The sequence below is a fragment of the Thermocatellispora tengchongensis genome (assembly GCF_014202315.1).
Classification (GTDB): Bacteria; Actinomycetota; Actinomycetes; order Streptosporangiales; family Streptosporangiaceae; genus Thermocatellispora; species Thermocatellispora tengchongensis.
The window spans coordinates 222,646-248,498 of the sequence record NZ_JACHGN010000001.1 but is presented as its reverse complement, the minus strand read 5'-3'; the positions used below and the strand labels follow the sequence as shown (position 1 = coordinate 248,498).

The following is a 25,853-nucleotide window of genomic DNA, read 5'->3' as shown; positions in this document are numbered from 1 at the left end:
GGCAACCTTGGTGGGGGCGGGATCATGGGCGATACCCGCTCCCACCTGGGCGAGCGATCCATCCGCGTCCAGCGCTGTTCGACCCTGTCCGGGGTCGTCGTCACCCAGTTAGTCACCCACCTAGGAAGCCTCCCTTAGGGCTTCGACCAGGACATTCGCCTCGGGGCTCCTGCGCTCGGCGAGCATGGCCGAGACGTTGACCAACTCCTTGCGTGCGTGCCGGTTGAGGGTCACGGCCTCGCGCACGATGGGCAGGCTCACCTGTACAGCCGCCCGCGCGTCTCCGGCTTCGGTGTGCGCCATGGCGAGGCATGAGCCGTACCAGGCACGATCCCGCTTGTAGGTCTCCGGTAGGCCGGACAACCCCTCAGACAGCAGGTCGATCGCCCTGGACCAGTTGGAAAGTTGAAGCTCGATCATCCCGCGCTGAAGCCTGAACCACGTCTCGTCGTAGAAGTACATCCAGGCCGGCTCGTCGTCGGCGCGCTCGGCGGCCTGCCGGATCAGGGCCTCGGCTCCGTCCAGCAGCGTACGGGCAGGCCGAGCATCACCCGCGAGCGCGTGACCTCGGGCGGCCATCTGCTGAGCCATGCCCCGTACGCCGGGCGTGACCTGGCCGTCGTGCCAGCGCGCGGCATCGGCGAGTCGGATGCACCTGCGAGCGTTGCCCGCGCTCCATGCCTGGTGCGCCTTCATGCTGAGCGTGGTGGTCGCCATATTCACGTCGCCGATCTCCAGTGCCCAGTCATGCGCACGGTCGTACCAGGCGAGCGCGGCGGCCTGGTCGTCGATGTCCAGGGACATCCACGCGACGAACTGTGCGTACTGCGCGGCCAGGTCTACCACCGTATCGGCGAGCGAACCCCTGGCGTGCTGAGCCAGTTCGACCACTACGCCGAGTTGCTGACGCACGATCCCCAGCAACGGCCGAGAACCGATGGTGTCCTCAACCTTGCGGTGTTCGGCAAGGCAGGTCTCCAGCCACTCCACCGTCTGCTGATCAACTCGGCTGGGCTGCTCGACCGCGTGAGTGATCCGCTCGAACAGGTCCGCATCGGGCGCTATGGCTGCCAGCGGCAGCGAAGGAATCGGAACGTCCGTAACCTCGGCGGACGTCGGCTCCCGAGTCGCCTGCCGATCATCGAACAGTTCGGCCTCGTCGATACCGAACGCCCGGCCGTACAACACACGGTAAGGGTCCTTCGGCTTGTGCCTGCCCGCCTCCCAGTCCTTGATCATGCGGACCAGTGACTCTCGCTCAGGCAAGTGCGCGCGGGCCTGCGGGTCGTCTGCGGCCTGGACGAGCCGCTTGGCCATCTCGCGCTGTGTCCACAGCCGTTCCCGTCGTTCACGGCTCAGCCGCGCCGCCCAAACCGGAACATCACGCATCGCGTCCACCTCGTGGGGAGACTCGGAGGTCCGCTCGTCTCCCCCAGTCTCCCTCATCCGCACTGTCAGCGGGGGCACCTGCGGCGATGTCATGGACACGACGTCTTCGAACAGCGGGACCCGCCGGCGTTTGCGCCGCCGTACGGGTCCCTTGACCGCACGCTGGAGGTGCGATCCGTGCCAAAGCCTATGACCATACGGCTGCCGCTCGACCCACAACAGATGCGTCTCGCCCAGCCCACGACTCGACCACACACCGCCGTCCGCCGCACCCCTGCCGCACGGGCAGCCGAGCGATTGCAGGACGCGCTCCTGTCCCTGAGCGTCTCCACGGATGTCCACGAGGGTCACGGCGTCGCTCTGGTGTCCGTCTGGGCAGATCTCCTCGTGTGGACGGACGGCTACGTCTACCGATGGTGGACCGGGCAGATATCGGAGCGAACGGGCCGCCGTCTGTACACGACGTACGGCACCGACAACCCCACCACCGTCGCCCGGTGCGTGGCTGATCGCCGTCTGGCGTTGCAGGAGGCTCATCGGGCCGGAACCCCCGTGGGTGGCGTCGGCTGATGTTGCCCATGCCGACGTGGGACCCTGCCGACCTGCCGCCCCGAACGGAGGAGCAGATCAGGGCCACGCGTGAAACGGTGGCGCGAGTAGGCGCCGCACTGGCGGTCATCGTGGCGCGTGAGGGGGACAAGCAGGCGGTTGATGTCGTCCGCCGCTGGGACCTGTCCCGGCCTGGGCTGGATGAGGCGGCACGGTCGCTCGGCATCCCACCTGTCTCTGATGAGGAGTGGGAGATCATCAAGGACCGGCGTGGCGACGCGATCTGAGGGGACCGCCTCGCCACGCCCGCCAGGAATCAAACCTGGCCCATTTCTCCCCCGCCCCCGATAGCTGCCGGATCTCGTGGCCCGACCGAGGTGTCAAATCCGTCTTCGCGTGTCCCTCCGCCACGACGTACACGCGAGCCCCCCCACCCAACCCGCACAGACGGAGTTGACGCCGACCGAGGGCCACGAACAATCCGGTAGCGGGGGCGGGGGAGGCACGGACCTCAGCCACGACGCCCCAACCGCTATATGTGAGCAAAATACACGTTCAGGAAACGCCCGTCTCATGCGTCACATATCTCCATCCCGCACGAAGTTGGACAGAGATACGCGAAGAGAGGGTGCCTGAACACAGTCTGCACACACACCTGCTAGATCCGTGCTATAACCTTGGCATGTCTAAGTACAGCCTTGCCCATCCTTTGTATCTCGACACCCAAATGATGGTGAGCTTTCTCGCGTTTTTGGACGGCGGCGTAGCATTCGAAACAGAGGCCATCGATCGCACAACAAAGGGGCGAGAAATAAAGGGGGAAGGTGGGGGGAAGTTTAAGATACCCTCCATCGGATCTTTCTTCGGAGGTGAGGCCAACGCCAACCTCCTCGCGAGCGGCAAATCTGAAGACTCATCAGAGTACAAGGCCGCAAGACAGCACACCAATGCTAGCCTCTTCAACTTTCTCTACTCATATCTTCATGATGACGAGCAAATCGTAACCATCGACAAGCCGGAACACATTGATTCTCTGACGCCAGGGCAACTGGTGGAGATTTCAGGGCGATACGTAGGCAATCCCCTAGAAGATATACTCGCATTCATCGCCCAGATACTCCCATACCTCGACGAGATGTCGAACGGAGGCAAAGGCGCTACCTCCTCCGCGCGTCGAAGGTCCGGCAATCCGGCCAAGCGAGGAACGAACCAGGCCCCGGAGCAGGCTCTAGAGTCTGCAAGCTCGACACAGGAAGAGCTCACCAAGAAGCTCCTGATCAAGATGCGGCAAGATCTCGACGAGTCTCCCGTTCATGACGTTCTTCTAGAAACTCCAAGCAACATTAAGGCTGTACTTACGGTCTCATCCCTCTACTTCGACACCACAATAAATGAATATCTGCGCGCCGGCGAGTTCACGACTCTAGGCAAGGTCACCCGAGTACTGGGAGAAGGTGAGACGATCAATCTAACTCGCCGAACCGTTATGGGTGTCACAGGATCCGACGAGGCAAGGCAGGTGATATTGAGTATGAATAACACGGGCCTGAACCTTGGAGCTTCCGATCCCATCGTTAATGCACCAGCTGTGCAGATTCTTCCGATGGCAATCTTCGTCTAGAAGCCACACCGATCATGGACTAAGACCCTTAAATTAACGCCGCTTCCGTCAATACGTAGGCCGGGACTATCGACATAGTACTGGTAATACGACTGGCGGCCCGGAGTCCTGCCGCACGCCGGGACCGGCCCCCAGGCCGCACGCCCGGCGATGCGGGCAGGCGCAGGGCCGCTGCGGCGGCGCGGAGCGCTGCCGCCTTGAACCAGTGAAGAAAGTCTGAGCCACCCTAGACGATGAGCACGACGCCTTCCTCGGCCGACTGCCCAGGGGTGTACAGCTCCTGTTCGTCGTGGCCGGTCTCGGCGGCGTGGGCGATCTCGAAGCGGTTGGCGGGAGCCTTCACTTCGGTGACCTCGACGGTTCGCGCCTGCTCGTCCACCATGGCACGGTGGATGATCAGGAGGGCTTCGGCATAGTCCAGGCCGAGCGGGGCGCGCTCGTCTTCGTAGGCGATGCGGGCGCTGGTGACGGTGATCCATCGCATGCGGCCGTGTTCGCGCTGCAAGGTCTGGTAGAAGAACGCGGGCCGCTTGCGGAACTGGTGGTAGCGCTTCTGGTCCTCCCAGCCGGCAACGAGATCGGCTTTGGTCCAGGAGTTGATCTCGATGTGGCTGCCGTTCTCCAGGGTCCAGTGGCTGTGCCGGCGGATGACCGGGGTGCCGGGGCGTACCGACAGCAGGGCGGCGGTGGCGCGGTCGGCTGTGGTGCGCTCGTCGCCGAAGGGCGGGTGCTCGGTGCGTTTGAGGGTGTCGGAGTCCTGTAGGCCCAGGTCCCAGCCGTAGGCGCGGATGTGGGGGTGGTTGCCGGGGGCGGCGATGTCGGGGCGCTGCTTGTCGCCGATGAGGATCACCGATCGTTGCGGGAGGGGGCGGACGAAGGAGCCGCGTCCGCGCATGACGTAGGCCAGGCCGTCGGTGACCAGGGTGTCGATGGCCTTGCGGACGGTGGGGCGGGAGACGCCGTAGCGGCGGACGAGTTCGGGTTCGCTGGGCAGGGCCGCGCCGGGGGGATAGCGGCCGTCCAGGATGGCGGCGCGTAGGTCGGTGGCGATCGTGCGCCAGCGGATGTCCTTGTCTTCGGTGTCCATCGGGTTCTCCCTCGCTTCCTTCCATAGCAACTTGTACTACAGGTTGCCATCGCCGGTCTATGCATGGCAACCTGTAGTACAAGTAGTCAGCTATGCGGAGGAGGTGGTTGCACATGAGCAAGGAGGTACGGCCACGCAACAACGGCGATCAACAAGAGGACATGCCGATGGAACGGCACCCACAGTGGTTCACCGACCTGGCGCGCGTGGTGAACGATCCCGGCTTCGCGCGCTGGCGCTCCATGGTCGCCGCGACCGGCGGATGCGCCAACCCGATCCACCTCGCCGGAGAGTCCATGATCGTGGACGGGGAGACCGGCGAGATCCTGCACCACTACGCCACCGCCGATGAGCCGTCCGGGCATCTGCTGGTGGCCTGCGGCAACCGCCGCGCCTCGGTCTGCCCGGCCTGCTCGGAGATCTACCAGGCCGACACCTTCCACCTGATCCGCGCGGGCCTGTCCGGCGGCAAGGGCGTCCCCGAGACCGTCAGCGCCCATCCCCGCGTGTTCGCCACTCTCACCGCTCCCTCTTTCGGGCCGGTGCACACACGACGCGAGCGAAACGGACGGGTACGGGCGTGCCGTCCGCGTGACCGGGCCAAGCGGTGTGAGCACGACCGGCCGGTGGGCTGCCGGGAGCGCCACGAGCCGCATGATGACCGGCTTGGGCAGCCGATCTGCCCCGACTGCTACGACTACCCAGGCGCGGTGCTGTGGCAGGCGCACGCCGGGGTGCTGTGGCACCGCTTCACCCTGGCCATGCGCCGGGAACTGGCACGCTCGGCGGGCATGACACGGCGCGCCTTCAACCAGCGGGTGCGGGTGTCGTTCGCCAAGGTCGCGGAATATCAGCGGCGCGGTCTGGTGCACTTCCACGCGGTGATCCGGCTGGACGGTCCCGGCGGGGCCGGCGAACCTCCTCCCCCGTGGGCCGATCATCGGCTGCTCGTCGCGGCCATCCCGGCGGCGGCCAAGGCGGTGCGCGTGCCCACCCCGCACAGCGGGCTCGGCGTGTGGGACCTGGCGTGGGGCGATCAGCTCGACATCCGGCCCATCGTGCTCGGCGCGGCGCTGGAAGGGCTGAGCGAACAGGCGGTGGCGGGCTACATCGCCAAGTACGCCAGCAAGGGCGCGGAGGCGTCCGGCACGGTGGACTACCGGCTGTCCTGCGGGCCTTGCAAGGGCACGGGACGGGCGCGCGGGCGGTGCGGGCGGTGCGCGGGCACCGGGATCAAGCCGGGCCTGAACTTGGACCTGCTGCCGGTGACCGAGCACGCCCGGCAGATGATCCGCACCTGCTGGGAACTGGGCGCGCGGGCCGAGTTCGCCGATCTCCGGTTACGGCCATGGGCGCACATGCTCGGCTTTCGCGGCCACTTCGCCACTAAGAGCCGCCGCTACTCCACCACCATGAGCGCGCTACGGGGAGCGCGCTTCGAGCATCGGGCTCGCGAAGCGCGGGAGCGGTACGGGCTGCCGGGGCTAGAGGAGGAGACCACGCTCGCGCTGGCGCACTGGCGCTTCGCTGGGACCGGCTACACCCCGGATGAGGCGATCATGGCCGAGCACATCCATCAGCGGGTCGCGCTGGCCCGGTCGATCGCGGCGCGGCGGGAGGACGGATGACCTCACTGCGACCGCCGGAGCGGCGGCTGTATCGCGTCCACGAGGCGATGTTCCTGCTGAGCATGAGCCGCAGCGTGATCTATGAGCTGATCCGATCGGGCCGTCTGCGCTCGGTCACCCAGGGCCGCACCCGGCTGATCCCGGCGTCGGCCATCGCCGAGTACATCGATCTACTCGAACAGGAGGCACAAGCGTCATGACCGCACGACGTAGCAGGGGAGACGGCGGCCTGCACTGGGACGAGAACCGCCAGCGGTGGATCGCCTCGGTGACGGTGGGCTACACCCCGGCCGGCAAGCGCATCGTGCGCAAAGCCAGCGGCAAGACCAAGACCGAAGCCAAGGCGAAGCTCAAGGAGATCATCCGTGACTACGACGACGGGCTGACCACCTCGTCGCCGAACTTCACGGTCTCCGATGCCGTGCGGGAGTGGCTGGAGTTCGGGCTCAGCGGCCGTGAGGCGTCCACAGTCGAGAACCGGCGCATCCTGGCCGAGCGGCACGTGATTCCGGCTCTCGGGGCGCGGAAGCTACGGGAGCTATCCGCTGATGACGTAGACCGCTGGTTGGCGGCCAAGGCGAAGACGCTGAGCACCGAGACGCTGCGAAAGATCCACTCCATTCTCAAGCGCGCCATCGCCCGCGCTCAGGCGCGCGACAAGGTGAAGCGGAACGTGGTCATGCTGTGCGAGATCCCCAAGGGCAAGGAGGGACGTCCGTCGAAGTCGCTGACTCTCGACCAGGCCGTGTCCGTGCTCAAGGCGGCCGAGAAGGCGAACCTGTACGCGTACGTCGTGGTGTCGCTGCTCATCGGCGCTCGTACCGAAGAACTTCGGGCGCTTACCTGGTCGCACGTGGATCTCGACGGACGGCCGGAAGCCGACCCGCCGGTGCCGCCGTCGATCATGGTGTGGCGGTCGGTACGGGTCGGGGGAGACACCAAGACCGAGAAGTCACGCCGTACGCTGGCGCTGCCCAAACTGTGCGTGGACGCACTACGAGCGCATCGGGAACGGCAGGACCTCGCGCGGGAGAAGGCGGGGGATCACTGGCAGGAGAACGACCTGGTGTTCGCCAGCAGGCACGGGACAGAGCTGGACGCCGGCAATGTGCGCCGTGCCTTCCGGGTGATCCTCAAGCGGACGGACCTGAATCCCGAGGAGTGGACTCCGCGAGAGCTGCGACACAGCTTCGTCTCGTTGATGTCAGACGCCGGGGTCGCCGTGGAGGACATCGCCCGGCTCGTCGGGCACAAGGGGACCGTGGTGACGGAGAAGGTCTACCGGAAGCAGCTCCGGCCGATTCTTCTTGAAAGGGGCCGACGTGATGGATCGGATCTTCAACGCGGACACCGAGACGGCGTAGTCACTCAGCTAGGCACCCAGAAGATCGAAAAGGCCACTTCCGATCTTTGGAAATGGCCTCTGAGTTGAGTGGGGCTACCAGGACTTGAACCTGGGACCTCTTCCTTATCAGCGTTCCAGGAAGCGATCAGGGGCCGCAGGTCAGAGAGGGGAATCGCCCTTTGACCAGGGACGGAGACAACAAGATGAGTCGCAGGGATCGTCACCGAACCGCCCTAGATTTCAGGCGTCTGACGCACGTTTGACGCACGCCCGGCACGCCGCCCGCGCTACTGCGGCGCCCCACCTCCGGTGAACTTCACCTCGTCCGCGGGCACGATCTCATCGGGTTCACCGGGGCGGGAGATGACGGCGAGGGGCACTCCTTCGTCGATGCCGATCTCGGCGCGCTCCTCGGGGGTCGGCATCCTGATGACCACCTCGTCGCCGGGGCCGAGCGCGATCCGGCGCCGCTCCGGCACGGCGCGAACGCGTGTTCCTTCTCCCCGGGTCGTCATGACGACGCCTTCTGAGCGAAGCACCGCCAGGGCCTTGCGCACGGAGTCTCGGCTGATCCCGTAGGTGGTGGCGAGCTGGTGTTCTGTGGGCAGGGTGGAGCCGGCCGCCAGGTCGCCGGCGCGGATGCGACGGCGAAGGATGTCGGCGAGCTGGATGTGGAGTGGCACATAGCTTCTCCGGTTGATCTCCACGCGGGCAGCGTATGGGCAGACGAGCCGCATATAGATCTTGTCAGCTTGTACGTCTGGTTGGTTGTACGTACATGAGGTAGTGTCCCGAGGTAGCTCCGGCCGCCCGACTAGCCCTCGCCGGCGGCCGGGGCGAAAGCCTGCTGACACACCAACGCCCCCCGCCGTACGGCCGGGGGCGTTTGTCCGTTTGCAGGTCAGTCCTTCTGCGCCTCTCTCGCGCGGGCGGCCACCTCTCGGGCGATGATCTCCAGGTCGGCCTTGCGCTGCCGGTCCTTCTCCGTCTCCTCGGGCGCCCCTTCGACGGCCCGAGCGAGTACCTGTGCGAGCAGGTCGAGGGGAAGCCGCTCGGGCAGTGCGGCACCGGGCCGGTACAGGTACCAGTCGATGAACTGGAGCAACACCTTGGACCGGTCTGATCGCGTGTAGTCGGCGGCGACGCGGAGCCCTTCCCACTCGGGGCCATCGACTCGCAAGCTGGCGATTCTTGACCCGGGACGACCTTTGCTCGGCACAGGATCACGGTAGCGCATGGGACGGTGGTCCCTCCTTGGTTGCAGGTGTAATACACCGAGGCTATGGTGTAGTACACCCACCGACAAGCCCGAGCAAGGAGAACGCCGTGCAGAATCCCCTTGACCTGCTGGCGGCCGACATCGGCCGCCTCGACCGGCTCTCCCCGGCCGAACTCGCCCAGGAACGCGGGTGGGCCGAGCGCCTGCACGCCGAGGGCCGCGACACCGCCGAGGACTTGGCATACCTCTCCGAGTTGGAGAAGCGCGCCGCCCGCTGACCCCTACGAGCCCGACCGGTTCGACGCCGGGGCCCAGGTGCGACCCCTGGGCGGGCGCGCCCCATCACCAGCCCTGAGAAGGAGCGAGATGAACCTCACCTTCACCCTCCCGCCGCGCGTGCTGCCCCTGCTCGTTCCGGCCGACGCCGCCGTCGAGACGACATGGGTGGTGTGCTTCGCCCACCGGCCGCGTGTTGCCATCAACGGGGTGGCGACCCTGGGCAGCGTGGCCGGCTGGCACCCGATGATCCCCTTCGACGGGCAGGACGCCGCCGAGGCGTGGGCCGAGCGCTTCGAGCGCGCGATCGACGGCCCGGACACCGAACTGCATTGGTACCCGGCTGACGACGACGGTGTCGGCCTGGAGCTGTTCGTCGTCATCGACGGCGAGGAGACACAGACCGACGTGGCGATCTACCCGCTCACCGCGCTGGCCGACCCTGCTCCGGCGGAGCGCACCACGGCCTGAACAAGCCGGGCGGAGGTCGGCGACTCGACCGCCGACCTCCGCCCTTGAACCCCTCAACCCAGTGTCAGCAGGACCGAAAGGGAACCATGTCCGAGACTTTCACACCGGCCGCCGTCGAGGCGAACGGAACGGCCGCGCAGGGTGATCCGCGCCCCTCTCTCTGGGGCCGTCTCGCCGCTCGGGTGCGCCGTGCCGAGCGCCCGTCGGCGGAGCCGTCCGCCCCGTCAGCGCCCGCCGCCGACGCGCCGGCGCGGCCCGGTCGGATCACCCCCGCGCGGGTGGTCCAGACGACGGCCGCGCGCCGGATCGCGGTCGCTTTGGCCGCTCTGCTGTCCCTCGTGATCGCGGTGGCGTTCCGGGGGTCGTGGACGTCCCAGTCGGACGCGGCGAAGGCCGCGCACTTCGACGATGTGGGGGCGTTCCTGTACCCGTTCGCCCCTGACGGGCTGATCGTGCTCGCCCTCGTGGGGGCGGTGGTGTTGCGGCATAAGCCCTGGCCACGCTGGTACTGCCTGGCGGTCGTGGCGATCTTCACGGCGACTAGCTACGTGATCAATCACCTGCACGGGCTGGGCACGTTCGTCATGACCGAGGGCCCCGACGCGAAGCTTGTGGAGGGGCCGCTGGAGGGGTGGATCGTCGGTTTGGTGGCGGTCCAGCTCGTCGGTGCGATCGCGTTCGGCAGCCACATCCTGATGCACGTCTTCCGGCACCTGTTCCCCGAAGCGCTCGACGGGCGGGCGGTCGCCGATGCCGCGCCCGAGGCCGCGGCCGGGCCGGGTGGAACGGCCTCTGAGGGTGATCCGGCCGTGCCCGCTCAGCCGGAGATCGACGGCTACGAGCTGGCGAAGATGATCTACGGGGTGTGTCTGGACGAGGGGGTGAAGCTGTCGCGGGCGAAGCTGAGCCGGTACGCCCGGATCAGCGCGCGGCAGGCGGGTTACGTCCAGACCGACGTGGAGGAGGAGCGGCGGGAGCAGGCCGACCAGCCGGGCCCCGAAGTCCGCCGGCGGGTCACCGAGATGCGCGAGGACGCGCTGATGTCGGACGGGGCGCTGGCCCGGTGGAACGGCAACGGGACCGGTCCGGTGGGGGGTGCCCGATGAGCACCGTCGCCGCCTTCGCTGCCGTGTTCTGCGCGCTGTACGCCGCGCACGTCTTCGGTGACCACTGGTGGGGGCAGTCCCATCGGCAGGCCCTGGGCAAGGGCGCCCGCACCCGTGAGGGCGTGCGGCACTGCCTGAACCACGTGCTGCTCCTGGCCGCGCACAAGGCCGTCGCGGTCCTGGCGGTGGAGCTGGTGACCGGGCTGCGCGTGCCCGTGTGGGCGTTCGTGCTCGGCCTGGTCGTAGACGGCATCTCGCACTACTGGGCGGACCGCCGGTTCACCCTCGCCGCGCTGGCCGACCGCACCGGGAAGGGCGACTTCTACCGGTTGGGACAGCCCCGGCCCGGCCGGGATGACGCCCCGCACCTGGGCACGGGCGCCTACGCGCTCGACCAGTCCTGGCACGTCGGCTGGCTGTTCGTGGCCGCGCTCATCATGGCGGGAGGAGCCTGAATGTTCACCCTGCTGCTCGCCGCGCCCGTCGTGGTGGTGTTCTTCGCGACGCGGACCGCGTTCTACCTGCTCGCCGTCGCGGTCGCCAAGCTGGCCGCCACGGCGGCGAGCGCGGCGGCGATGGACGGGCGCGGCCTGCGGGTCTGCCGGGCGGCAGGGGGGCGGCTATGAGCAAGCCACGGTCAGAGCGCGGACACCTGCGCGTGGTGCGCGACGGCGCCGCCGCTCCGCCGCTGCCTGGCGGCGACTTGGAGCCGGTGCCCCCCGCCGAGGTCGAGCCGGTGGAGGCCGACGTGGTCGAGGGCGAGCTGGTCGCCTCGGGCCCGGCCGCGCCGCCGGTCCGGCCGCGCACCATCACCGTGGTGGGGCGGCTCGTGCCCGCCCAGCTCCAGCCGTCCGAGCGCATGGTCCGCGCCTCTCGGGGCGCTGCGGAAGCGGTGGTGACGCTCGGCCGGGGCTGGGCCTCGTGGGCGGTACGCGCGTGGGACGCGGCCACGCTCGGGGTGCACCGGCGGCAGATCCGCGCCGCCGAGGCCGCCGGAGACCGTGAAGCGCTGGCCGAGTGGATCGAGCGCAAGGACCAGGCGGTGGACCGGCGCCGGGCCCGGCTGCTGGCCCTGCCCAGGCTCGCGCTCGGCCTGGCCAAGGTCGCCGCCGGCGTCCTCGGCGGCCTGGCGGTGCTGCTGCCGGTGGTGGCCATGCTGGTGTGGCTGGTCGGCGCGGGTGACTTCCTCGACGTGTTCCGCTGGGCCGGGGCCGTGCTGCGGTGGCTGTTCGCCGCCGCCGGGCTGGCGTGGAAGCTGCTGGTGGCCGGCCTGCCGGTGCTGCTGGTGGTGGCGGGGTGGCGCGAGGGCCGCCGCCGCGCCACGACCGGCCCGGGATGGCTGGCCAGCGGCACGGGCGGCCCCGTGAGCGAGGACGGGCGCGGCGCATTCCCCGATGAGAGCGCGATCCTCAACGCGCTGCGCAACCTCGGCATCGGCCCGCTGGACAAGGCGTTCAAGGGCGGGTGGAAGCCGCGGGTCGTGCTGCCCACCGGCCGCGACGGCAAGGGGTGGCGCACGCAGCTTGAACTGCCGCTCGGCGTCACCGTGGACATGATCAACCGTAAGAAGAGCGTGCTGGCGCACAACCTGGTCAGGCTCCCGGTCGAGGTGTGGCCGACCGAGCCGAGGTCACAGCCCGGCGTGCTGGACCTGTGGGTGGCCGACCAGGGCTCGCTGACCGGCCCGGTACCGCCGTGGCCGCTGCTGGTCGAGGGGGGTGCGGACTACTTCAAGGGTGTCCCGGTCGGGGTGGACATTCGCGGCGGCGTCGTGCTCGGCCGCCTGTCGGAGGCGAATTACGCGGTGGCGGGCATGATGGGCTCCGGCAAATCGACGCTGATCATCACGCTGCTGCTGGGGGCGATCCTTGACCCGCTGGTGGAGGTGGACGTGTTCGTCATGGCCACCAACGCCGACTACGACCCGATGCGCCCGCGTCTGCGGACACTGCTGACCGGGCCCGGAGACGAGGTCGTGGAGGCGTGCCTGGACACGCTGCGCGCTGTGTATGACGACCTCAGCGTGCGCGGCCGGGCGCTGCAGGAGCACGGCGAACGTGCCGTGAACCGCAAGCTGGCCGAGGCCGACCCGCGACTGCGGCCCCGGATCGTGGTGGTGGATGAGTGCCAGGCCCTGTTCATGCACCCGGACATGGGCGAGGAGGCCGCCGACCTGACGGTCAAGCTCATCAGCGCGGCGCGGAAGTACGCGGTCACGCTGGTGTTCGCCACGCCGGAGCCGTCCACGGCGTCGCTGCCGCGCAAGGTCATGGCCGTGACCAGCAACAAGGCGTGCTTCGCGATCGGTGACCAGCAGTCCAACGACGCTATCTTGGGCACCGGCTCCTACACGGCCGGGATCTCCGCCACCAGCCTGGAGCCGAAGACGGCCGAGGGGCCCGGCGATGTCGGGACGTGCATGGCGCGCGGGTTCCAGGCCCGGCCGGGCCTGCTGCGCTCCTTCTACATCGCCAAGGGCGCCGGCGTCGATGAGGTCACGCCGGTGGTCGAGCGCGCCATGGCCGCGCGGAAGAAGGCCGGGATCGGCGCCGGGGGCGCGGCCGTGGCGGTGGAGGAGTCGCGGGATCTGCTGGAGGACCTGGCCGCGGTGCTCGACCAGGACCCGGTTCCGGCCGCGGACCTGCCTGCGCTGCTGGCCGCGCACGCGCCGCGGTGGGCGCCGTACAAGACGTTGACGGGCAAGGCGTTGCGCGAGCAGTTGGAGGCGCTCGGGGTGCGGGTGCCGTCCACGGGCAACCGGTGGCCGGTCGCGCCGAGGCTCATCGACGAGGCCCTGGGGCAGCGCGCGGCGGCCGAGGAAGGCGAGGGTTAAGTTACGTCGCCCGCCCTCGCCCAGGCTGCCCTGTAGGGCTCTCAGGGCCGTGCGCGAGGGCGGGCTAACCGGCCTAACTGATCTAACTTCTCCCAGGTCACCGCCCGATCCGGGGAGGTTACGGGGCGGGTTAGGAACCTAACTCGGTTTCGGCGGCCTAACCCATGAAGAGGCCCCGCCAGGCACCACCTCAAGACGCCTGGCGGGGCGGCCACCCCACGGCCGCGGAGGGAAGACACGCGGTCCTTGCGGGGGGCGTCGGGGCCCGGCCGCCGCGGGTCGGTGGGGCCGCGGCGACCGGGGGTCAGGTGTAGTACTCCGGCTTTCCACCCCAGAGCTGGGCGCGGCGCTCCGCGCGCGCACGCTCCTGTCTGATGTGCGCCTCTTCGACCTTCCACCAAATCCACTCGTAGCTGTCGGGGTCGGGTCGGCCGGACAGGTCGGGGGACTCCACCGCGTACTCGGCGAGGATGCGCCGCCGTACGTCGTCCTCGACGTGCGGGGCGGTCATCGCGACCCCCCAGGGGGTGGAACCCGCACGTGCCCAACGCCCCTCGTTGCGTGGGCGCGTGCGGGATCTACGGCGCGGCGGCTGCACGCCTGGGCGGGTCGGGCGCCGCCGCGCCTGCTCTGGTCACGCACCGGTGAACTCCATGACGAGCGTGCCGTCGCCGTCCCGGTGCGCGCGGATCACGGGCAGGTGGTCGTACCGGAAGGCCGCGAACCGTGAGCCGTCCGGCCAGGCCCGTTGAATCCGGCCGTGCGCGCCCGGCTGGCGCATCTTGTCCATGGCCTCAGCGAGGTAGCACATGGCCCGGCCGAAGCTGCGGGCCACGCCGGTGGCCGTGCGGCCGGTGCCGTCGTGGCACTCCCACGGGTAGACCGCCGGGGGCGGCATGATGACGGGCCTCGGGTCGGGGCGGCACACGATCCCGGTCCTGGCCCTCATCGCATCCCTGCCCGGCACACGTCCTCGGCGGTGCGCATCTCCGCGATCAGGTCCTGGACGTTGCGCGCCTGCGCGTACAACCCGCGCGGCGCGTTCCAGAGCGGGAGGGCGAAGAACCGGCGCGAGGCAACGCCGTACAGGACATGCCAGTACGGTTCGAGCTGATCGAGGTCGGCGGCGGCTGCTCGGCACGCGGCCTCGAAGGTCAAGGGCCAGACCGGGGTGTAAGGCCGTCCCGGCGCGTGCTGGCCTGTCCTAAAGTGGCTCACGGATCGCACCTCCGACGTGCGGTCAAGGAGCCCGTACGGCGTGACCGCGCCTGCGGGCTCCGCTTACGTGGACGCCCCCCATCTCAACGCTGAGTAACCGCACATGGACAGATGCGGCTAGGGGAAACTAGGGGATAAAGGCGTCCCCGAGCCCCCGAGGTGTTCGCCGTGACGAAGAACTCGGCCCTGGCCGACCGGCTGCGCGCCGCGCGGCTCGCCCGCGGCTGGGCCCAGAAAGACCTCGCGCGCCGTATCGCCGAGATCGCCGCGGCGATGGACATCCCCATGCCGCAACGGTCCTCTTTGATCCGGCTGGTGAAGAGCTGGGAGAGCGGCGCCCACCGGCCGCGTGACCCGTACCCCATGCTGATCTCGCGGGCGCTTGAAGTCGAATCGGCCGCCCTGTTCGGCACGGAGCCGACGCCCGTCCCGACGCTGGAGATCCCGTCGCTGGCCCCCGACGCCGACCTGTACGAGAGGATTACGCGCGTCGTCGAGGACCCTCAGCGGATCGACATCGCGACGATCGAGTGGCTGGAACGCTGCCTCGCCGAGCACCGCCGCATCGAGGACACCCTTGGTAGCCGGCCGCTGCTTCCTGTGGTGCGCGCTCAGCTCTCGACGGTGGCAGACCTCGCCCGCGGAGCCACTGGGCCGCTCGGCGACCGCATCGTGGGCGTGCTGGCGGAGTACGCGCAGTTCGTGGCGTGGATGTGCCAGGACTCCGGCGATCTCGCCGCAGCGCTGCGCTGGTACGACCGGTCGCACGCCTGGGCTCTGGAGGCCGGAGACGCCTCCCTCGCCGCGACGACGCTCAATATGAAGGCACACCAGGCGTGGAGCCTGAAGGACCCCCAGCGATGCGTACGGCTCGCCGAGGCGTCCCGCTGGCACGATGGCCGAACCTCCCTCGGAGTCCAGGGGATGGCCGCTCAGATGAGCGCACGCGGGCACGCCCAGATGGGCGAGGCCAACCAGGCGCGCACCCGCCTGGGAGAGGCCGAGGAGCTGATCCGGCGTGCGGCGGAGCACCCGGACGACGAACCCGCGTGGATGTACTTCTACGGCGAGCACTGGTTCCTGATGCAGCGCGGCATGGCCGAACTGGAGCTCGGCGAAGGACGGCGCGCGGCGGAGTTGATTGAGCGCGGTCTGTCGGGCCTGCCGGAGTCCTACCGTCGCGACCGGGCCTGGTTCGGCGCGTGCCTGGCCAGAGCACACGCTGTCGAGGGCGACGCCGAAGCAGCGGTGACGGTGGCCGTGGCCACGGCCCCGGATGCCGCCGCGGTGAACCCGTATGCCATGACGGAGCTTCGAGCCACAGAACATGCGCTAGCCGAGGCCGGCGCCCGCGTGGCCGCCGAGGCGGTAGGCGACGCGCTCGCCGCGCTCGGCTCTCCAGATCAGCCTGGAGAGGTGTAGCACCCCCTGGGCATGACGAAGGCGCCCCCGCCCCTCCCCGCGTGGGGATGGAGCGGGGGCGGTGCTGGTCGTGCGCCGGGCCAGCGTCAGAAGCGGTCGCCGTGCTGCCCCTGGTAGCCCCGAGTCCGCGCCGCCTCGCCACCCTCGGTGTTGGGTACGAGGTAGACGCCGACCGCGGTCGCGAGGGCGATCACCAGGTTGACCCACTCGTTGCCGGTGATGACGCCATCGGAGACGACGGCCTCGCCGGCGACGACGACGGCGCCGGTCGTGGCGAGGATGCTCTTCCAGTACTTTCCGATCTTCATGTGCCCCTCCACGGGACGGCCCTCGGGCGAGGGCGAGGATGAGGAAGGCCAGCCACGGGCGCGGCTGGCCTGGATGAGGTAGAGGCGGACGAGGTCGTCGAGCACCGGTCAGGTGCCGGCGGGCGTGTCGGGCACGTCGAGGCGGATCGTGATGCCCTCGATCGCGGCCTCGATCCGGGCGATGAGCGCGTGCGGATCGATCTCGGCGTGGTGCGCGGCCAGGGCCGCCGCCAGCTCGCGGTTCGCCACCATGAGCGCGTCGAGCTTCGCGCCCAGCGTGGCGAGCGTGGTGCGCTGCTCCAGCGACCACTTCGCGACGTTGACCAGGATGTTCCCAGCCTGCCACGAGGGGTTCTCCGGCGTGCCGAACGGCACCTTCAGCTCGTGCTGCCAGGTCTCCTTGGCGGTGGCCATGGCGGGCTCTCCCTTCATGAGCCGGGCGACCTCGGCCCGGAACGCGGTCATGTCGATGCTGTGGGGGTCCACCTTCTGCCGGTTGACCTCCTTGTGGCCCTTCACCGCGGCGGCGGTCAGGCCGAACTCGCGGCACAGCTCGGCGCACAGCGCCTTGAAGGCGGCGAGCTGTACGGCGGGCCAGGGCGCGCGGCCGTCGTTTTCCGCCTCGATGCCGATCGAGCTGCTGTTGTCGTGGTCGGGCGACGTGGACGGGGCGTTGTGCCAGCACCGGCCGGCGGCGACCACGTAGATCGTGCCGTCGCGGCGGAGCCAGAAGTGGCTGAGCGGCCCGTCCAGCCCTGGCCAGCCGTCGCGCACGATATGCATGTCAGCCCATCCGGCGGTGTGGTGGCAGACGATGCCGCGCACCTCGGGCTGGGGGCCGTGGCCGCGCGTACGCCACCCGGTCACCTCGACCACCGGGCAGCCCGTACGCTGCGCCACGTCGGCGAGCTGCGTCAGCCACGGCATGGTCAGTCCTCCAGTCCTTCGAGGTGGGTGCCGAGCGTCTTCTTGACCTCGCCGAGCTTCGTCTCGACCCGCTTGACCGCGTCCTTCAGGCTGGACCCGTCGTTGGTGGTGACCTCGTGCCGGACGGCCACGACCTCCTGCTCGACCCGCTCCAGCCGCTCCATCACCCCCGGCCGCGCCGGGACGCCCGGCCTAGGCGGCTCCCCACGCCAGTCGTCGAGGAAGTCGTCGATGCCCTGGAACAGCCGCCACAGGTACCGCCCGATCCGGGCGAGCACGAACAGCAGGCCGAGACCGCCGGCGATGATGCCCGCGATGATGAACACGTCCAGCGTCGCGTTGCCTCTCACGGCGTCATCCGGGTCAGCCGCATCACCGATCCGCCCCGGACCCGGGTCGCGGTCGCGTTCGCCACGCCCTGCGCCCACCGGAACTGCAGCGTTCCCGCAGTGCCCGCCACGGTGAGCACGCCACGGATCGGGATGACGACGTTGCTGCCGGACCCGATCAGGCCGACGTTGGGCAGGTTCGTGATGCCTTGCAGCGACCTGGACACCGCATCGACGCCCGTGGTCGCCGCGGTGGTGAGCCCGTCGCTGATCCAGTCCAGGTCCGCCCCGGCCGGGCCGGTCCAGCCGATCTGGATCTCGGCCGCCGCCGCACCGTCCGCCTTGATGAACGCATCCAGCCAGTACACGGTGTTGGCTTCAACCGGCAGGAACAGGTGGTCGTCGTTCTGAGGCGTGATGCTGTTGGTCACCGACTCATCGCCCGGTTTGATCGCGTACGCGGACTGGGCGAAGACGTTCATCAGATTGGCGGCGGTCAGCACCTCGCCGGCGGTGAAGGTGTGAAAGGCCACGGTGTGGTCTCCTCCTCAGTAGGCCAGGGCGTTGCTGTCGAGCACGCCGAGCACGGGATGGTCGAGGGTCAGGAACGACATCCGCTCGGCCGACTGCAGCGACCAGGTGGTCTCCCAGTTGTCCAGGCCGATCTCGTGGGCGATGCCGCGGATGAAGCAGTCCCGCTCGATCGGGTCGCCGCCGCCGGGCGGCCGGCGGATGATGGTGATCCTGTCGCCGATCTCGCGGGCGAGCACCTGCGGGAACAGGGCGTCGGGGTCACGAAGTGGCTTGATGCGGATGGAGTCGAACCGCACCTCGGGCTCGTGGCTCACGTGCAAGATCCACGCGGCGTAGTCGGCCACCTCGGCGTCGGTCTCCAGCAGCAGGTCCGACCGGTCGAAGGTGCGGATCTGGAACTCGGCCTGGCTGATGAGATCCTGCTCGACCTGCTCGGTGCCGCCGACGCGGGTCAGGCGCACCTCGTTGTACAGGGTGGCGTCGTCGGTGGAGATGGACAGCCCCTTGTCGGCGTACCGCAGCTCACCATCCTGGTCACCGAACACCCCTTGCGGGGTATTGGAGCGCTCGTCCTGCAGCAGGGCCAGACGCCCCCGAAACGTGACGTGCCCGGACCCGTCCACATACAGCTCGCCCGCCTCGGAGTCGGCGACAAGCTGCAGCTCGGCGAGCGGGTCACCCTCCAAGGTGGTGGCCTGCAACGTCGAGTCGCCGGCGGCAACCATGCGGTCCAGCTCCGGCCAGTTCGCCGAGTCGAGGATGCGGTTCACGCGGGCGCCGGAGTCCTCCCCGGCACCGACCGGGGCGACAGCGGCCCTCCTCCGGTTGCCGAGCACCTTGAAGCCGTCCGTGCACGGCACGGTCGTCTCCGCCCACTCCGGGCCGTCCCATTCCAGGTCCCACGAGTCGGCGAACCCGCGCCACACCGGGTAGGTCACCCCCGCCCAGGTGGCGCGGATGCGGACCTCACGCATCGGGGTGACCTGCGTGCGCCCGGCCGCGACGTACGGCCCAGACATGTTCGTCGGGTCGAACCGGCGGTCAGCGTTGTCGAGGCGGATCGTCGCCCGGCCCGCCTCATACCGGATCACCGGCCCCTCGATGCGGCTGGAGCCGCGCGAGGTGGACACGCCCCGCCCGTAGGCCGACACGTCCTCCCACAGGTCCGACCCGGCCAGCGTGCCCATGTCGAGCAGGCCGCGCGAGGCGTCGTCCAGGTGCAGCGCGGTCCCCATGACGGCGCCGGTGCTGAACGCCACCTCGATGTGCACCTCAGGAAGCTGTGACAAGCCGGCCCCCCTTCCGCGCGTACTCGGTGAGCGCCTGGTTGATCTCCCGCCCGATCGCGGCCCGGTCGGCGGTCGGCGCCACCTGGACCGTCACGTGCACGTTGGTGACCTGGGTGACGTGGCCGCCGCCGGTCATGCCGAAGTCGCGGGCCATCTGCGCTACCAGCCCCATGGCGCGGGGCCGGTGCGCCGGGTCGTAGGGCACGAACCCCTCGGGGTGGCGGCCCTCGCCGAAGAGGACCGTGGGCCTCGACGTGATGCCGGGGCCCGGGCGGCGTCCGCCGGCGGCGTAGCGTTCGATCCCGCCGCGGGCGTAGCCCTGCATCGCGCGCAGGACCTCGGCGATCTCCTCCTCGCTCATGCCGGTGGCCGCCGCCAGCGCGGCCGGGTTGGACGCGCCGCGCCGCCGTGCCTCGCGGACGGCGAGGATCTGCGGCAGGTAGTCCAGGGTGCGCTGCTGCCGCGCCGCCGTGCTCACCTGCTTGTTCAACGAGCGAAGCTTGGCATCGGGCAGCTTGGCCGCCTCGGCGGCGATCTTCTCGGCCTCGGGGCCGCCCATGGCCACGAGCTGTTGCGCCAGCTCCGGGTAGCCGCGCTCTTCGATCCGCTTGATGTTGCGGATGAACGCCGCCATGTTCTTGATGCCGAGAGCGAGCCCGGCCGACAGCTTCGCCACCGGCGACAACCGGGCACGGTTGTAGCGGGCCTCGACGGTGCGCAGCTTGTCGGTGGCCGCGGCCAGGTCGCGCCGCTCCTTAGCCACCCGCGCCTCAGAGTCAGCGATGGTCCGGGCGCTGCGGTTCTCGCGCCGGTCCTCCCGTAGCTTGCGCTCGGCGCGGCGCAACTGCTCGACGGCATCCTTACGCCGCCGCAGAGCTTCGGTCACGTCCGATCTGGTGGTGCCCTCGGCCGCGCCGAGCCACCGGTCGATGAACTCGGAGATCGGCACCCGGGAGACCAGGCCACCCGTGGCGTACCCGCGCACCAGTCCACCGCGGGCGAACTTCCCGGCATTGATCGCCTCCAGCAGTTGGCGGTGCCTGGCGGTCGCGCGGGCGTTGACGACGAACTCCCCGTCGCTGAGCCATGCGGGGATGCTGTCGCTGGTCGAGGTGCCGGGCCCGGACACCATGCCGCCGGTGGAGCCGTGGAACTCCCGGGACGTGCCCGGGTTGCGCGGCGTGGACCAGTCGCCCCGCCGCACGGCGGTAATGGTGACGGTCTTGTTCTGGATGCGCCCGAGCAGGGTCCGAGTTGTGTTCAGGGCGTTGTTCGCCGCCCGGGTGTTGGCCTCGATCTTCACGACCTTGCCCGAGGGCAGCACCTTGACCCGGTTGCCGAACCGGTCGGTGACGATGGTGGCGCCCTTGGCCCGCTCGATCGTGTACCCGAACCCGCCGGCGAGCGCGTCCAGCGCGGCGCGGCCCTGCTTGCTGCTGCCGGCCAGCCGCACCAGCATCGCGGCGTTGGCCTCGAAGGCTGCACTGGACCTCTTGGTGGCGCCGGTCGCCTCGGCCTCGGCGGATGCCCAGTTGGCCAGGTCGCCGAGCAGCCGTTCCAGCAGTTGCGACCGCTCCAGCGCGCTGACGTTGCCCTCTTTCAGGGCGCGTCGGGTCTCGGCCAGGCTGTCGCGCCAGTTGTTCGACGCTGACAGCGCCGCCAGCGCGGGCTCGAAGAACCGTTCCAGAGCGGTGGTCAGGCGGTCCACGTCGTTGGCGGCGTCGCCGGCGCCCGTGGCGGCCTCGGCGAACGCCCGCGCGGCCTCGAACGCGCCCTCGGCGGCGCGGCGGGCAGCATCGCCGGAACTGTCCAGGTCCGGGCCGACCGCCCCGGCGGACTCATACCAGTCCTCGATGCCGGACAGCAGGCCGTCCCACTCATCCGCGAGCCGGCCCACCCCGTCGGCCGCCCCCTTGCCCGCCGAGGACAGCAGCTCGACCACCGAGGCGATGTCGTCGGCGTGCTCCTCGGTGGTCTCGGCCAGCTCGGTGATCGCGTCACCGATGTTCCCGAAGACCACATCCGATCGACTGGCGAGAGCATCGAGCAGCGTGCCGAAGCCCTCGGCCACCGGGTCGAGCGCGGGCCCCAGGTTCTCAGCCGCTCCCGCCCCGACCCGCGCCACAAAGCCATCGATCTTGGGGGCGAGCTTGGCGAACGCGTCCTCAAGATCGGGAGCCAGGTCGCGGCCGACCTCGCGCGCCACCCCGGCCGCCCGTAGCAGGCTGCCCTCCAGAGGCTCGGCGATGTCGGCCAGCTCCGTCTTGGCGTCGGCGGCCAGGTCGGAGAACTCGCGCTTGACCTGGGAGGACTGGGCGGCGGCGACCAGGCCGACCGCGGCCAGGCCGCCGCCGAGCGCGGCCGTCACCCCGGCCGCCGCCACGCCCGCGGTCGCCGGCAGGGCGGCGATGGCCGCGGCGAGCAGGGCGACGCTGCCCGGCCCCATCTTGCCGATGGTGCCGAACAGGTCGGTGAAGGTCCGGTTGGCGTCGGCCGCGCCCTTGGTGACGCTGTCCAGGGCGCGCTTCTTGTTCAGCCGGTCCAGTTCGTCGGAGAACCGCTTGGCGGCGCCCTGGGAGGCGCGGGCCGCAGCGATGAACCCCTTCGGATCGCCATCGATCTTGACGTTCAGGTCACGCTTGGGCACGGCTCACCTCCTCCTCGACGTTCGGCACCAGCACGATCCGGTGACCGGCCCCTTCGGGCAGGCCCTTGGACAGCACCTCGATCCGCGCGCACCCCGGGCACTGCTCGGCCTTCGGGGTGTAGGCATCCGCCCGGCCGCCCTGCGCCGGGTCCCACTCGGCGCGGCGCGTCCCGCACCCGCCACATGTCTGCCGCTCGCGGACGTGCTGCCAGATCGCCTTGTCCCGGTCGTCGGCATCCCACGACAGGAACACCGAGTGCGGGATGCGGTAGCGGGCCGCCACCTCGACCTCCAGCGCTAGCTGATGGTCTCGATCCAGCCTTTTGGGAGCGTGCCGTCCGGTGCCCGCACGTTAACCGCCAGCGCGGCCTGCTCCAGCGCCGCCACCTCACCATCGGAGCAGGAGGTGGCCAGGAACTCCGCCCACTCCTCGCCGGTCATGTCGCCGGGCAGGCACTCCAGCAGCAGCGCCCGAGGGAACGTGTCGGTGTTCCACTCGCGGTCGTCGCTGCCCTCGCGCGGCGGGTGCGCGGCCACCAGCGCCTCCAGGTCCCCCGGTGGGAGCGCGGTGACGGTCACGGTGGCGTAGCACGCCTCCAGCGCCGCCTGAGCCGCGGTCACGGCCTCGCGGGCGGCGGTCACCTCTTCCGGGGCCGCGCCGCGCGCCTGTGCCAGCCGGAGCGCCACCACCGCCTCCTCCGCCGCCCGCTGAGCGGCGGCGGTGTCGTCCACCTGGAGGCGGCACGGCACGCTCGGCCGCTGCCGGGCCCGCAGCCGATCCCTGAGCGATCCACCCACCACGGTTCCCCTCTCACCCTTTCCAGCCGTGCTTGCGGCCGATCTGAATCACCAGCAGCCCGAGGGTGCGGGTCACGATCCCGCCCTTCTCCTGCACCGCGTCGATCAGGAACGGGCGCGCCACCTGCGTCACCCACACCTCGCGGTTGCCGTACACCGGGTGCCGGAAGGTCCCGGGGTCGCCGAGGTTTTCGTACGGGCGCGCGTGCGGCGCCCGCTTGGAGTTCACGACGATCGACACGCCGCCCTTGCGTGCGGTGAAACCGACCTTGATCCGCGTCGCTCTCGGGATGCGGCTCGACCACGAGGCGTTCGCCCGCGCGGCGGCCAGGATGGGCTTGGCCGCGCGTACCAGCGCCGGCCGCAGCTCCTTGCGCAGGTCGGGCGGGATCTTCCCGAAGTCGCGCACCAGGCGGCGCAGCTCCTTGTTGCCGTCGAGGCGGACCTCGACCATCAGGCCGTCGCCCGCGCCACCGGGCCGGACGTGGGGTAGGTGACGGACTTCGCGGCCAGTTCGCCGATCGACCCGCCCACCACGTGCTGCGCGATGAACACCTCGCCCGTGTAAGACGGGTTGCCGACGCCAACCGCGTCCGCGGTCGGTCGCACCTCGAAGGGCACGACCGTGCCGAACAGTGGCCACAGGGTGGCGTCCACCTCGCCGGCGGCGAAGTCGTCGATGAACTCGATCGCCAACTGGCCGCTCTTGAGACCGCCGGTCACGCGGGTCCAGCCGTCGCCCATCGCGGTCGGGTCGAGCTGCGCCGCCTCGACGGTCAGCGTCCCCGCCCGCACCCGATCGGACAGGTTCACGCCGTTGATCTCTACGTACTCGTTCGTCAGGGCCAGCACGGCCATGGGGTCCTCCAGACATGACGAAGGGCCCGCACCCGGCGGGCCCGCGGTGGGGGTGGGCTACTGGACGGCGAGGGCGGCGGCCACGGTGAACTCGCCGGTGATCGAACTCACGTCGAGCCGCCAATGGGTATCGGTGATCGGCCCGGGGACGGGCGTCACCCACATGCCGCCGGCGGCGGCCAGCGGCCCGATCGATGCCCGCACGGTCGGGGAGGCGAACCCGGCGGAGTCGTCGGACTCGATGTCCAGGCTGATCGACGTGCCGGGCGTGCCCAGGACGTGCACGGTGGCGTACAGGTGCTGGCCGGCGGCGACCGCGCCGAGGTTGACCACCGAGCCGAGCACGCCTGTCGCGTCCACGCTCTGCGCCGCGGCGGCGAGCTGGCCGCGCACCACGCCCGCGCCGCCGGTCGAGCGCGCCTCCAGCGTGAACGGCGCCAGCTCCCCGATCGTGCCGAGCAGGTTGTAGGTGAAGTGGCCGCCCTGCCACAGGTACGCCACCCCGCCCTCGGCCTGCTGCGGGCCGAAGGTGAACACGCGGTCGGCCACGCCGAGGTCGGCGTACGCCTGCGGGTCCACCGCGTCGGAGGCGGCGGACTGCCAGAAGCCGCCCATGGAGAAGGTGCCGGACTTGAGACCGCCGCCAGCAAGCGTGGTCCACCCCTGGTGGCAGAACGTGGTCCTGTCGAGGGTGGCGGCCTCGGCGTTCAGCGCGAGCTGGTTGGTGTCGCAGGTGAAGTTGTGCGCGTGCACGTAGCAGTAGGCGTTGGTCAGCGCGATGGCGCTCACTCCGCCACCCCCTGCCCAGACTGATCGGCATGCTCGCGCCGCTTGCCCTTCGCCGGAACCGGCGCGATGTGGCCGGCGGCGAGCAGCGCGGCGACGTTGACCCGCCGCGGGTCCAGCTCGACGACGTCGCCCGGCGCGGCCCCGGCCACATGCCGCGGCCCGGTCACTCGGTAGGTGTCCACGATCCTCCCTTCTCAGCCGGGCCCGACCACGCGGACCAGCAGCTCAGCGCCGAAGTACTGCACCTCACCGACCTGGTAGAGGCTGTAGCCCTGCACGGCCATCAGGTGCAGGTCATGCGCCAGCCCGCCCAGCGCCATCTCCCCGGGCGCACCACGCGCGGCCTCCAGCGCCGCCTTCACGCTGTCGGGCCCGGACCCGGACAGGTAGCGGTCCAGCGCCTCCTGCCCGGAGCGGTCATCGCCCCGGGAGACGAGCAACCGGCACGTGATCTGCAGCTCGTCCAGGCCGCGTCCCATCGCGGCGTCGTACTCGATCTCGACCTCACCCGCGTAGAAGCACGGCTCGGCGGGCGCGTCGGGGACGTAGCCGAAGCAGTTCAGCGAGGGGATCGCGTCGCGTACGGCGTCGGCTATCGCCGCACGGACGGCACTGATGTTCATGCGAACCCCGGCAGCATGTACGGCTCGATCAGCGCCCGCACATCCGGGTCCAGGTGCGGCACCCGCACCAGCCCCCACTCCCCAGACCCGGCGACCCCCTCGGGGGAATCCTTGCGCCGGTAGAGCCGAGCCGCCTGCAGCAGCGTGGCCTGGGCGATCTCATCCGGTACGGCCGGCCACCCCCAACGGGCGGAGACGCGGACCCGGGTCGTGCCGGTGCCCCACGTGCCCGTAGCGAGCAGCAGGCCCGTGATGGGCCGCTCCTCGGTCAGGGCGTTGTCCGGGCTCGTCTCGTACCCCGTCACCGCGCTCCACGTGCTCCCACGGCCGGTCTCCACGACCAGGCCCGTAGCCGAGCCGACGTCGTCGATCAGCAGCAGGTCACCCCGCTCGTCCCGTAGCACCCGCCCCTGAGGGTGGTACGTGCGGGCAGTAGCGGACGGGTCGAGCCAGAACCGGCGGCCGGTCTTCTTGTCGATCGCCCTCGACGCGGCGGCCAGGGCCGCGGTCAGCAGGTCGTCCCGCTCCGCGTCGGTGATCTTGAGCGCCAGCTTGAGCGTGGCCAGGTCCGCGTACTCGTTGGCCAC

The 25,853-nt window shown here is 70.0% G+C and carries 33 protein-coding genes; 12 read left to right on the top strand and 21 right to left on the bottom strand.

Annotated features, from left to right (window positions below):
* Window positions 1-120 precede the first annotated feature (120 nt).
* On the bottom strand, window positions 121-1,389 hold the full coding sequence (locus tag HNP84_RS01230; RefSeq protein ID WP_185047440.1) for an NsdA family TPR-like regulatory protein: 1,269 nt from the start codon (window positions 1,387-1,389) through the stop codon (window positions 121-123).
* A gap of 578 nt (window positions 1,390-1,967) precedes the next feature.
* Between HNP84_RS01230 and HNP84_RS01225 the strand changes: the two genes are divergently transcribed.
* Window positions 1,968-2,225: a hypothetical protein gene (locus tag HNP84_RS01225; protein WP_185047439.1), complete on the top strand. Its 258-nt coding sequence runs from the start codon at window positions 1,968-1,970 to the stop codon at window positions 2,223-2,225.
* Window positions 2,226-2,620: 395 nt separating this feature from the next.
* A complete protein-coding gene (locus tag HNP84_RS01220) occupies window positions 2,621-3,559 on the top strand; it encodes a DUF6414 family protein (protein ID WP_185047438.1) in 939 nt (312 codons plus the stop codon).
* A 226-nt stretch (window positions 3,560-3,785) separates the two neighbouring features.
* Here the strand turns inward: HNP84_RS01220 and HNP84_RS01215 are convergent, their stop codons facing one another.
* The gene (locus HNP84_RS01215) at window positions 3,786-4,646 is read right to left on the bottom strand and encodes a GntR family transcriptional regulator (RefSeq protein WP_185047437.1); all 861 of its coding nucleotides are present in this window, start codon (window positions 4,644-4,646) and stop codon (window positions 3,786-3,788) included.
* Between the two features lie 113 nt (window positions 4,647-4,759).
* Between HNP84_RS01215 and HNP84_RS01210 the strand changes: the two genes are divergently transcribed.
* The 3 genes from HNP84_RS01210 to HNP84_RS01200 are packed head-to-tail and all read left to right on the top strand — an operon-like array spanning window position 4,760 to window position 7,706.
* Complete coding sequence (locus HNP84_RS01210) at window positions 4,760-6,274, top strand: replication initiator (protein WP_246517696.1); 1,515 nt, start codon at window positions 4,760-4,762, stop codon at window positions 6,272-6,274.
* A complete protein-coding gene (locus HNP84_RS01205) occupies window positions 6,271-6,474 on the top strand; it encodes a helix-turn-helix domain-containing protein (RefSeq protein WP_185047436.1) in 204 nt (67 codons plus the stop codon). Before HNP84_RS01210 ends, HNP84_RS01205 begins: the two co-directional genes overlap by 4 nt.
* The gene (locus tag HNP84_RS01200; protein ID WP_221335722.1) at window positions 6,471-7,706 is read left to right on the top strand and encodes a site-specific integrase; all 1,236 of its coding nucleotides are present in this window, start codon (window positions 6,471-6,473) and stop codon (window positions 7,704-7,706) included. Before HNP84_RS01205 ends, HNP84_RS01200 begins: the two co-directional genes overlap by 4 nt.
* Before the next feature lie 200 nt (window positions 7,707-7,906).
* On the opposite strand, the gene HNP84_RS01195 is transcribed toward HNP84_RS01200, so the two are convergent.
* Together HNP84_RS01195 and HNP84_RS01190 are read right to left on the bottom strand one after the other, a co-directional pair.
* Window positions 7,907-8,326: a GntR family transcriptional regulator gene (locus HNP84_RS01195; protein WP_221335721.1), complete on the bottom strand. Its 420-nt coding sequence runs from the start codon at window positions 8,324-8,326 to the stop codon at window positions 7,907-7,909.
* Window positions 8,327-8,520: 194 nt separating this feature from the next.
* Window positions 8,521-8,799, bottom strand: coding sequence for a hypothetical protein (locus HNP84_RS01190; RefSeq protein ID WP_185047434.1), 279 nt, complete (start codon window positions 8,797-8,799; stop codon window positions 8,521-8,523).
* 146 nt (window positions 8,800-8,945) lie between these two features.
* Between HNP84_RS01190 and HNP84_RS01185 the strand changes: the two genes are divergently transcribed.
* From HNP84_RS01185 to HNP84_RS01160, 6 genes are all read left to right on the top strand, one after another.
* Complete coding sequence (locus HNP84_RS01185) at window positions 8,946-9,116, top strand: hypothetical protein (protein WP_185047433.1); 171 nt, start codon at window positions 8,946-8,948, stop codon at window positions 9,114-9,116.
* A gap of 88 nt (window positions 9,117-9,204) precedes the next feature.
* A complete protein-coding gene (locus HNP84_RS01180; protein WP_185047432.1) occupies window positions 9,205-9,585 on the top strand; it encodes a hypothetical protein in 381 nt (126 codons plus the stop codon).
* An 86-nt stretch (window positions 9,586-9,671) separates the two neighbouring features.
* Entirely contained in the window at window positions 9,672-10,691 is a 1,020-nt protein-coding gene (locus HNP84_RS01175) for a hypothetical protein (RefSeq protein ID WP_185047431.1), read from the top strand.
* Entirely contained in the window at window positions 10,688-11,146 is a 459-nt protein-coding gene (locus HNP84_RS01170) for a DUF3307 domain-containing protein (RefSeq protein WP_185047430.1), read from the top strand. Before HNP84_RS01175 ends, HNP84_RS01170 begins: the two co-directional genes overlap by 4 nt.
* On the top strand, window positions 11,147-11,317 hold the full coding sequence (locus tag HNP84_RS01165) for a hypothetical protein (protein ID WP_185047429.1): 171 nt from the start codon (window positions 11,147-11,149) through the stop codon (window positions 11,315-11,317). It begins immediately after the preceding gene.
* Window positions 11,314-13,524 carry an FtsK/SpoIIIE domain-containing protein gene (locus tag HNP84_RS01160; RefSeq protein WP_185047428.1) on the top strand — a complete coding sequence of 737 codons (2,211 nt, stop codon included), beginning with the start codon at window positions 11,314-11,316 and terminating at the stop codon, window positions 13,522-13,524. The genes HNP84_RS01165 and HNP84_RS01160 overlap by 4 nt, the downstream gene beginning before the upstream one ends.
* A gap of 304 nt (window positions 13,525-13,828) precedes the next feature.
* On the opposite strand, the gene HNP84_RS01155 is transcribed toward HNP84_RS01160, so the two are convergent.
* From HNP84_RS01155 to HNP84_RS01145, 3 genes are all read right to left on the bottom strand, one after another.
* Window positions 13,829-14,035 (bottom strand): hypothetical protein, encoded by a 207-nt coding sequence (locus tag HNP84_RS01155; RefSeq protein ID WP_185047427.1) that lies wholly within the window; start codon window positions 14,033-14,035, stop codon window positions 13,829-13,831.
* A gap of 123 nt (window positions 14,036-14,158) precedes the next feature.
* Window positions 14,159-14,473: a hypothetical protein gene (locus HNP84_RS01150; RefSeq protein WP_185047426.1), complete on the bottom strand. Its 315-nt coding sequence runs from the start codon at window positions 14,471-14,473 to the stop codon at window positions 14,159-14,161.
* The gene (locus HNP84_RS01145) at window positions 14,470-14,682 is read right to left on the bottom strand and encodes a hypothetical protein (RefSeq protein WP_185047425.1); all 213 of its coding nucleotides are present in this window, start codon (window positions 14,680-14,682) and stop codon (window positions 14,470-14,472) included. Before HNP84_RS01145 ends, HNP84_RS01150 begins: the two co-directional genes overlap by 4 nt.
* A 228-nt stretch (window positions 14,683-14,910) precedes the next feature.
* Here HNP84_RS01145 and HNP84_RS01140 point away from each other — a divergent pair, with 228 nt between their 5' ends.
* Complete coding sequence (locus tag HNP84_RS01140) at window positions 14,911-16,164, top strand: NsdA family TPR-like regulatory protein (RefSeq protein ID WP_185047424.1); 1,254 nt, start codon at window positions 14,911-14,913, stop codon at window positions 16,162-16,164.
* 86 nt (window positions 16,165-16,250) lie between these two features.
* On the opposite strand, the gene HNP84_RS01135 is transcribed toward HNP84_RS01140, so the two are convergent.
* The 14 genes from HNP84_RS01135 to HNP84_RS01070 all read right to left on the bottom strand — a co-directional run bounded on the left by HNP84_RS01135 (window position 16,251) and on the right by HNP84_RS01070 (window position 25,853).
* Complete coding sequence (locus tag HNP84_RS01135; protein WP_185047423.1) at window positions 16,251-16,472, bottom strand: hypothetical protein; 222 nt, start codon at window positions 16,470-16,472, stop codon at window positions 16,251-16,253.
* A 108-nt stretch (window positions 16,473-16,580) separates the two neighbouring features.
* The gene (locus HNP84_RS01130; protein WP_185047422.1) at window positions 16,581-17,399 is read right to left on the bottom strand and encodes a peptidoglycan recognition protein family protein; all 819 of its coding nucleotides are present in this window, start codon (window positions 17,397-17,399) and stop codon (window positions 16,581-16,583) included.
* A 2-nt stretch (window positions 17,400-17,401) separates the two neighbouring features.
* Window positions 17,402-17,749, bottom strand: a complete 348-nt coding sequence (locus HNP84_RS01125; protein ID WP_221335720.1) for a hypothetical protein — start codon at window positions 17,747-17,749, stop codon at window positions 17,402-17,404.
* Entirely contained in the window at window positions 17,746-18,261 is a 516-nt protein-coding gene (locus tag HNP84_RS01120; RefSeq protein WP_185047421.1) for a hypothetical protein, read from the bottom strand. The genes HNP84_RS01125 and HNP84_RS01120 overlap by 4 nt, the downstream gene beginning before the upstream one ends.
* 15 nt (window positions 18,262-18,276) lie before the next feature.
* Window positions 18,277-19,551: a hypothetical protein gene (locus tag HNP84_RS01115; protein ID WP_185047420.1), complete on the bottom strand. Its 1,275-nt coding sequence runs from the start codon at window positions 19,549-19,551 to the stop codon at window positions 18,277-18,279.
* Window positions 19,535-22,198 (bottom strand): hypothetical protein, encoded by a 2,664-nt coding sequence (locus tag HNP84_RS01110; RefSeq protein WP_185047419.1) that lies wholly within the window; start codon window positions 22,196-22,198, stop codon window positions 19,535-19,537. Before HNP84_RS01110 ends, HNP84_RS01115 begins: the two co-directional genes overlap by 17 nt.
* Window positions 22,185-22,481, bottom strand: coding sequence for a hypothetical protein (locus tag HNP84_RS01105; protein ID WP_185047418.1), 297 nt, complete (start codon window positions 22,479-22,481; stop codon window positions 22,185-22,187). The genes HNP84_RS01110 and HNP84_RS01105 overlap by 14 nt, the downstream gene beginning before the upstream one ends.
* 14 nt (window positions 22,482-22,495) lie before the next feature.
* Window positions 22,496-22,996 carry a hypothetical protein gene (locus HNP84_RS01100; RefSeq protein ID WP_185047417.1) on the bottom strand — a complete coding sequence of 167 codons (501 nt, stop codon included), beginning with the start codon at window positions 22,994-22,996 and terminating at the stop codon, window positions 22,496-22,498.
* 13 nt (window positions 22,997-23,009) lie between these two features.
* The gene (locus HNP84_RS01095) at window positions 23,010-23,450 is read right to left on the bottom strand and encodes an HK97 gp10 family phage protein (RefSeq protein WP_185047416.1); all 441 of its coding nucleotides are present in this window, start codon (window positions 23,448-23,450) and stop codon (window positions 23,010-23,012) included.
* A complete protein-coding gene (locus tag HNP84_RS01090) occupies window positions 23,450-23,854 on the bottom strand; it encodes a radical SAM protein (protein ID WP_185047415.1) in 405 nt (134 codons plus the stop codon). Before HNP84_RS01090 ends, HNP84_RS01095 begins: the two co-directional genes overlap by 1 nt.
* A 57-nt stretch (window positions 23,855-23,911) precedes the next feature.
* Window positions 23,912-24,643: a hypothetical protein gene (locus tag HNP84_RS01085; protein ID WP_185047414.1), complete on the bottom strand. Its 732-nt coding sequence runs from the start codon at window positions 24,641-24,643 to the stop codon at window positions 23,912-23,914.
* Complete coding sequence (locus HNP84_RS01080; protein WP_185047413.1) at window positions 24,640-24,825, bottom strand: hypothetical protein; 186 nt, start codon at window positions 24,823-24,825, stop codon at window positions 24,640-24,642. The genes HNP84_RS01085 and HNP84_RS01080 overlap by 4 nt, the downstream gene beginning before the upstream one ends.
* Before the next feature lie 12 nt (window positions 24,826-24,837).
* Window positions 24,838-25,266 (bottom strand): hypothetical protein, encoded by a 429-nt coding sequence (locus tag HNP84_RS01075; RefSeq protein WP_185047412.1) that lies wholly within the window; start codon window positions 25,264-25,266, stop codon window positions 24,838-24,840.
* Entirely contained in the window at window positions 25,263-25,853 is a 591-nt protein-coding gene (locus HNP84_RS01070; RefSeq protein ID WP_185047411.1) for a phage head-tail connector protein, read from the bottom strand. The genes HNP84_RS01075 and HNP84_RS01070 overlap by 4 nt, the downstream gene beginning before the upstream one ends.

What these genes read in the sequence shown, in the direction of transcription:
- HNP84_RS01230 (WP_185047440.1), bottom strand. Translation starts at nt 1,389, where the DNA reads ATGCGTGATGTTCCGGTTTGGGCGGCGCGGCTGAGCCGTGAACGACGG.
- HNP84_RS01225 (WP_185047439.1), top strand. Translation starts at nt 1,968, where the DNA reads ATGCCGACGTGGGACCCTGCCGACCTGCCGCCCCGAACGGAGGAGCAG.
- HNP84_RS01220 (WP_185047438.1), top strand. Translation starts at nt 2,621, where the DNA reads ATGTCTAAGTACAGCCTTGCCCATCCTTTGTATCTCGACACCCAAATG.
- HNP84_RS01215 (WP_185047437.1), bottom strand. Translation starts at nt 4,646, where the DNA reads ATGGACACCGAAGACAAGGACATCCGCTGGCGCACGATCGCCACCGAC.
- HNP84_RS01210 (WP_246517696.1), top strand. Translation starts at nt 4,760, where the DNA reads ATGAGCAAGGAGGTACGGCCACGCAACAACGGCGATCAACAAGAGGAC.
- HNP84_RS01205 (WP_185047436.1), top strand. Translation starts at nt 6,271, where the DNA reads ATGACCTCACTGCGACCGCCGGAGCGGCGGCTGTATCGCGTCCACGAG.
- HNP84_RS01200 (WP_221335722.1), top strand. Translation starts at nt 6,471, where the DNA reads ATGACCGCACGACGTAGCAGGGGAGACGGCGGCCTGCACTGGGACGAG.
- HNP84_RS01180 (WP_185047432.1), top strand. Translation starts at nt 9,205, where the DNA reads ATGAACCTCACCTTCACCCTCCCGCCGCGCGTGCTGCCCCTGCTCGTT.
- HNP84_RS01175 (WP_185047431.1), top strand. Translation starts at nt 9,672, where the DNA reads ATGTCCGAGACTTTCACACCGGCCGCCGTCGAGGCGAACGGAACGGCC.
- HNP84_RS01170 (WP_185047430.1), top strand. Translation starts at nt 10,688, where the DNA reads ATGAGCACCGTCGCCGCCTTCGCTGCCGTGTTCTGCGCGCTGTACGCC.
- HNP84_RS01165 (WP_185047429.1), top strand. Translation starts at nt 11,147, where the DNA reads ATGTTCACCCTGCTGCTCGCCGCGCCCGTCGTGGTGGTGTTCTTCGCG.
- HNP84_RS01160 (WP_185047428.1), top strand. Translation starts at nt 11,314, where the DNA reads ATGAGCAAGCCACGGTCAGAGCGCGGACACCTGCGCGTGGTGCGCGAC.
- HNP84_RS01155 (WP_185047427.1), bottom strand. Translation starts at nt 14,035, where the DNA reads ATGACCGCCCCGCACGTCGAGGACGACGTACGGCGGCGCATCCTCGCC.
- HNP84_RS01150 (WP_185047426.1), bottom strand. Translation starts at nt 14,473, where the DNA reads ATGAGGGCCAGGACCGGGATCGTGTGCCGCCCCGACCCGAGGCCCGTC.
- HNP84_RS01135 (WP_185047423.1), bottom strand. Translation starts at nt 16,472, where the DNA reads ATGAAGATCGGAAAGTACTGGAAGAGCATCCTCGCCACGACCGGCGCC.
- HNP84_RS01130 (WP_185047422.1), bottom strand. Translation starts at nt 17,399, where the DNA reads ATGCCGTGGCTGACGCAGCTCGCCGACGTGGCGCAGCGTACGGGCTGC.
- HNP84_RS01095 (WP_185047416.1), bottom strand. Translation starts at nt 23,450, where the DNA reads ATGGTCGAGGTCCGCCTCGACGGCAACAAGGAGCTGCGCCGCCTGGTG.
- HNP84_RS01090 (WP_185047415.1), bottom strand. Translation starts at nt 23,854, where the DNA reads ATGGCCGTGCTGGCCCTGACGAACGAGTACGTAGAGATCAACGGCGTG.
- HNP84_RS01075 (WP_185047412.1), bottom strand. Translation starts at nt 25,266, where the DNA reads ATGAACATCAGTGCCGTCCGTGCGGCGATAGCCGACGCCGTACGCGAC.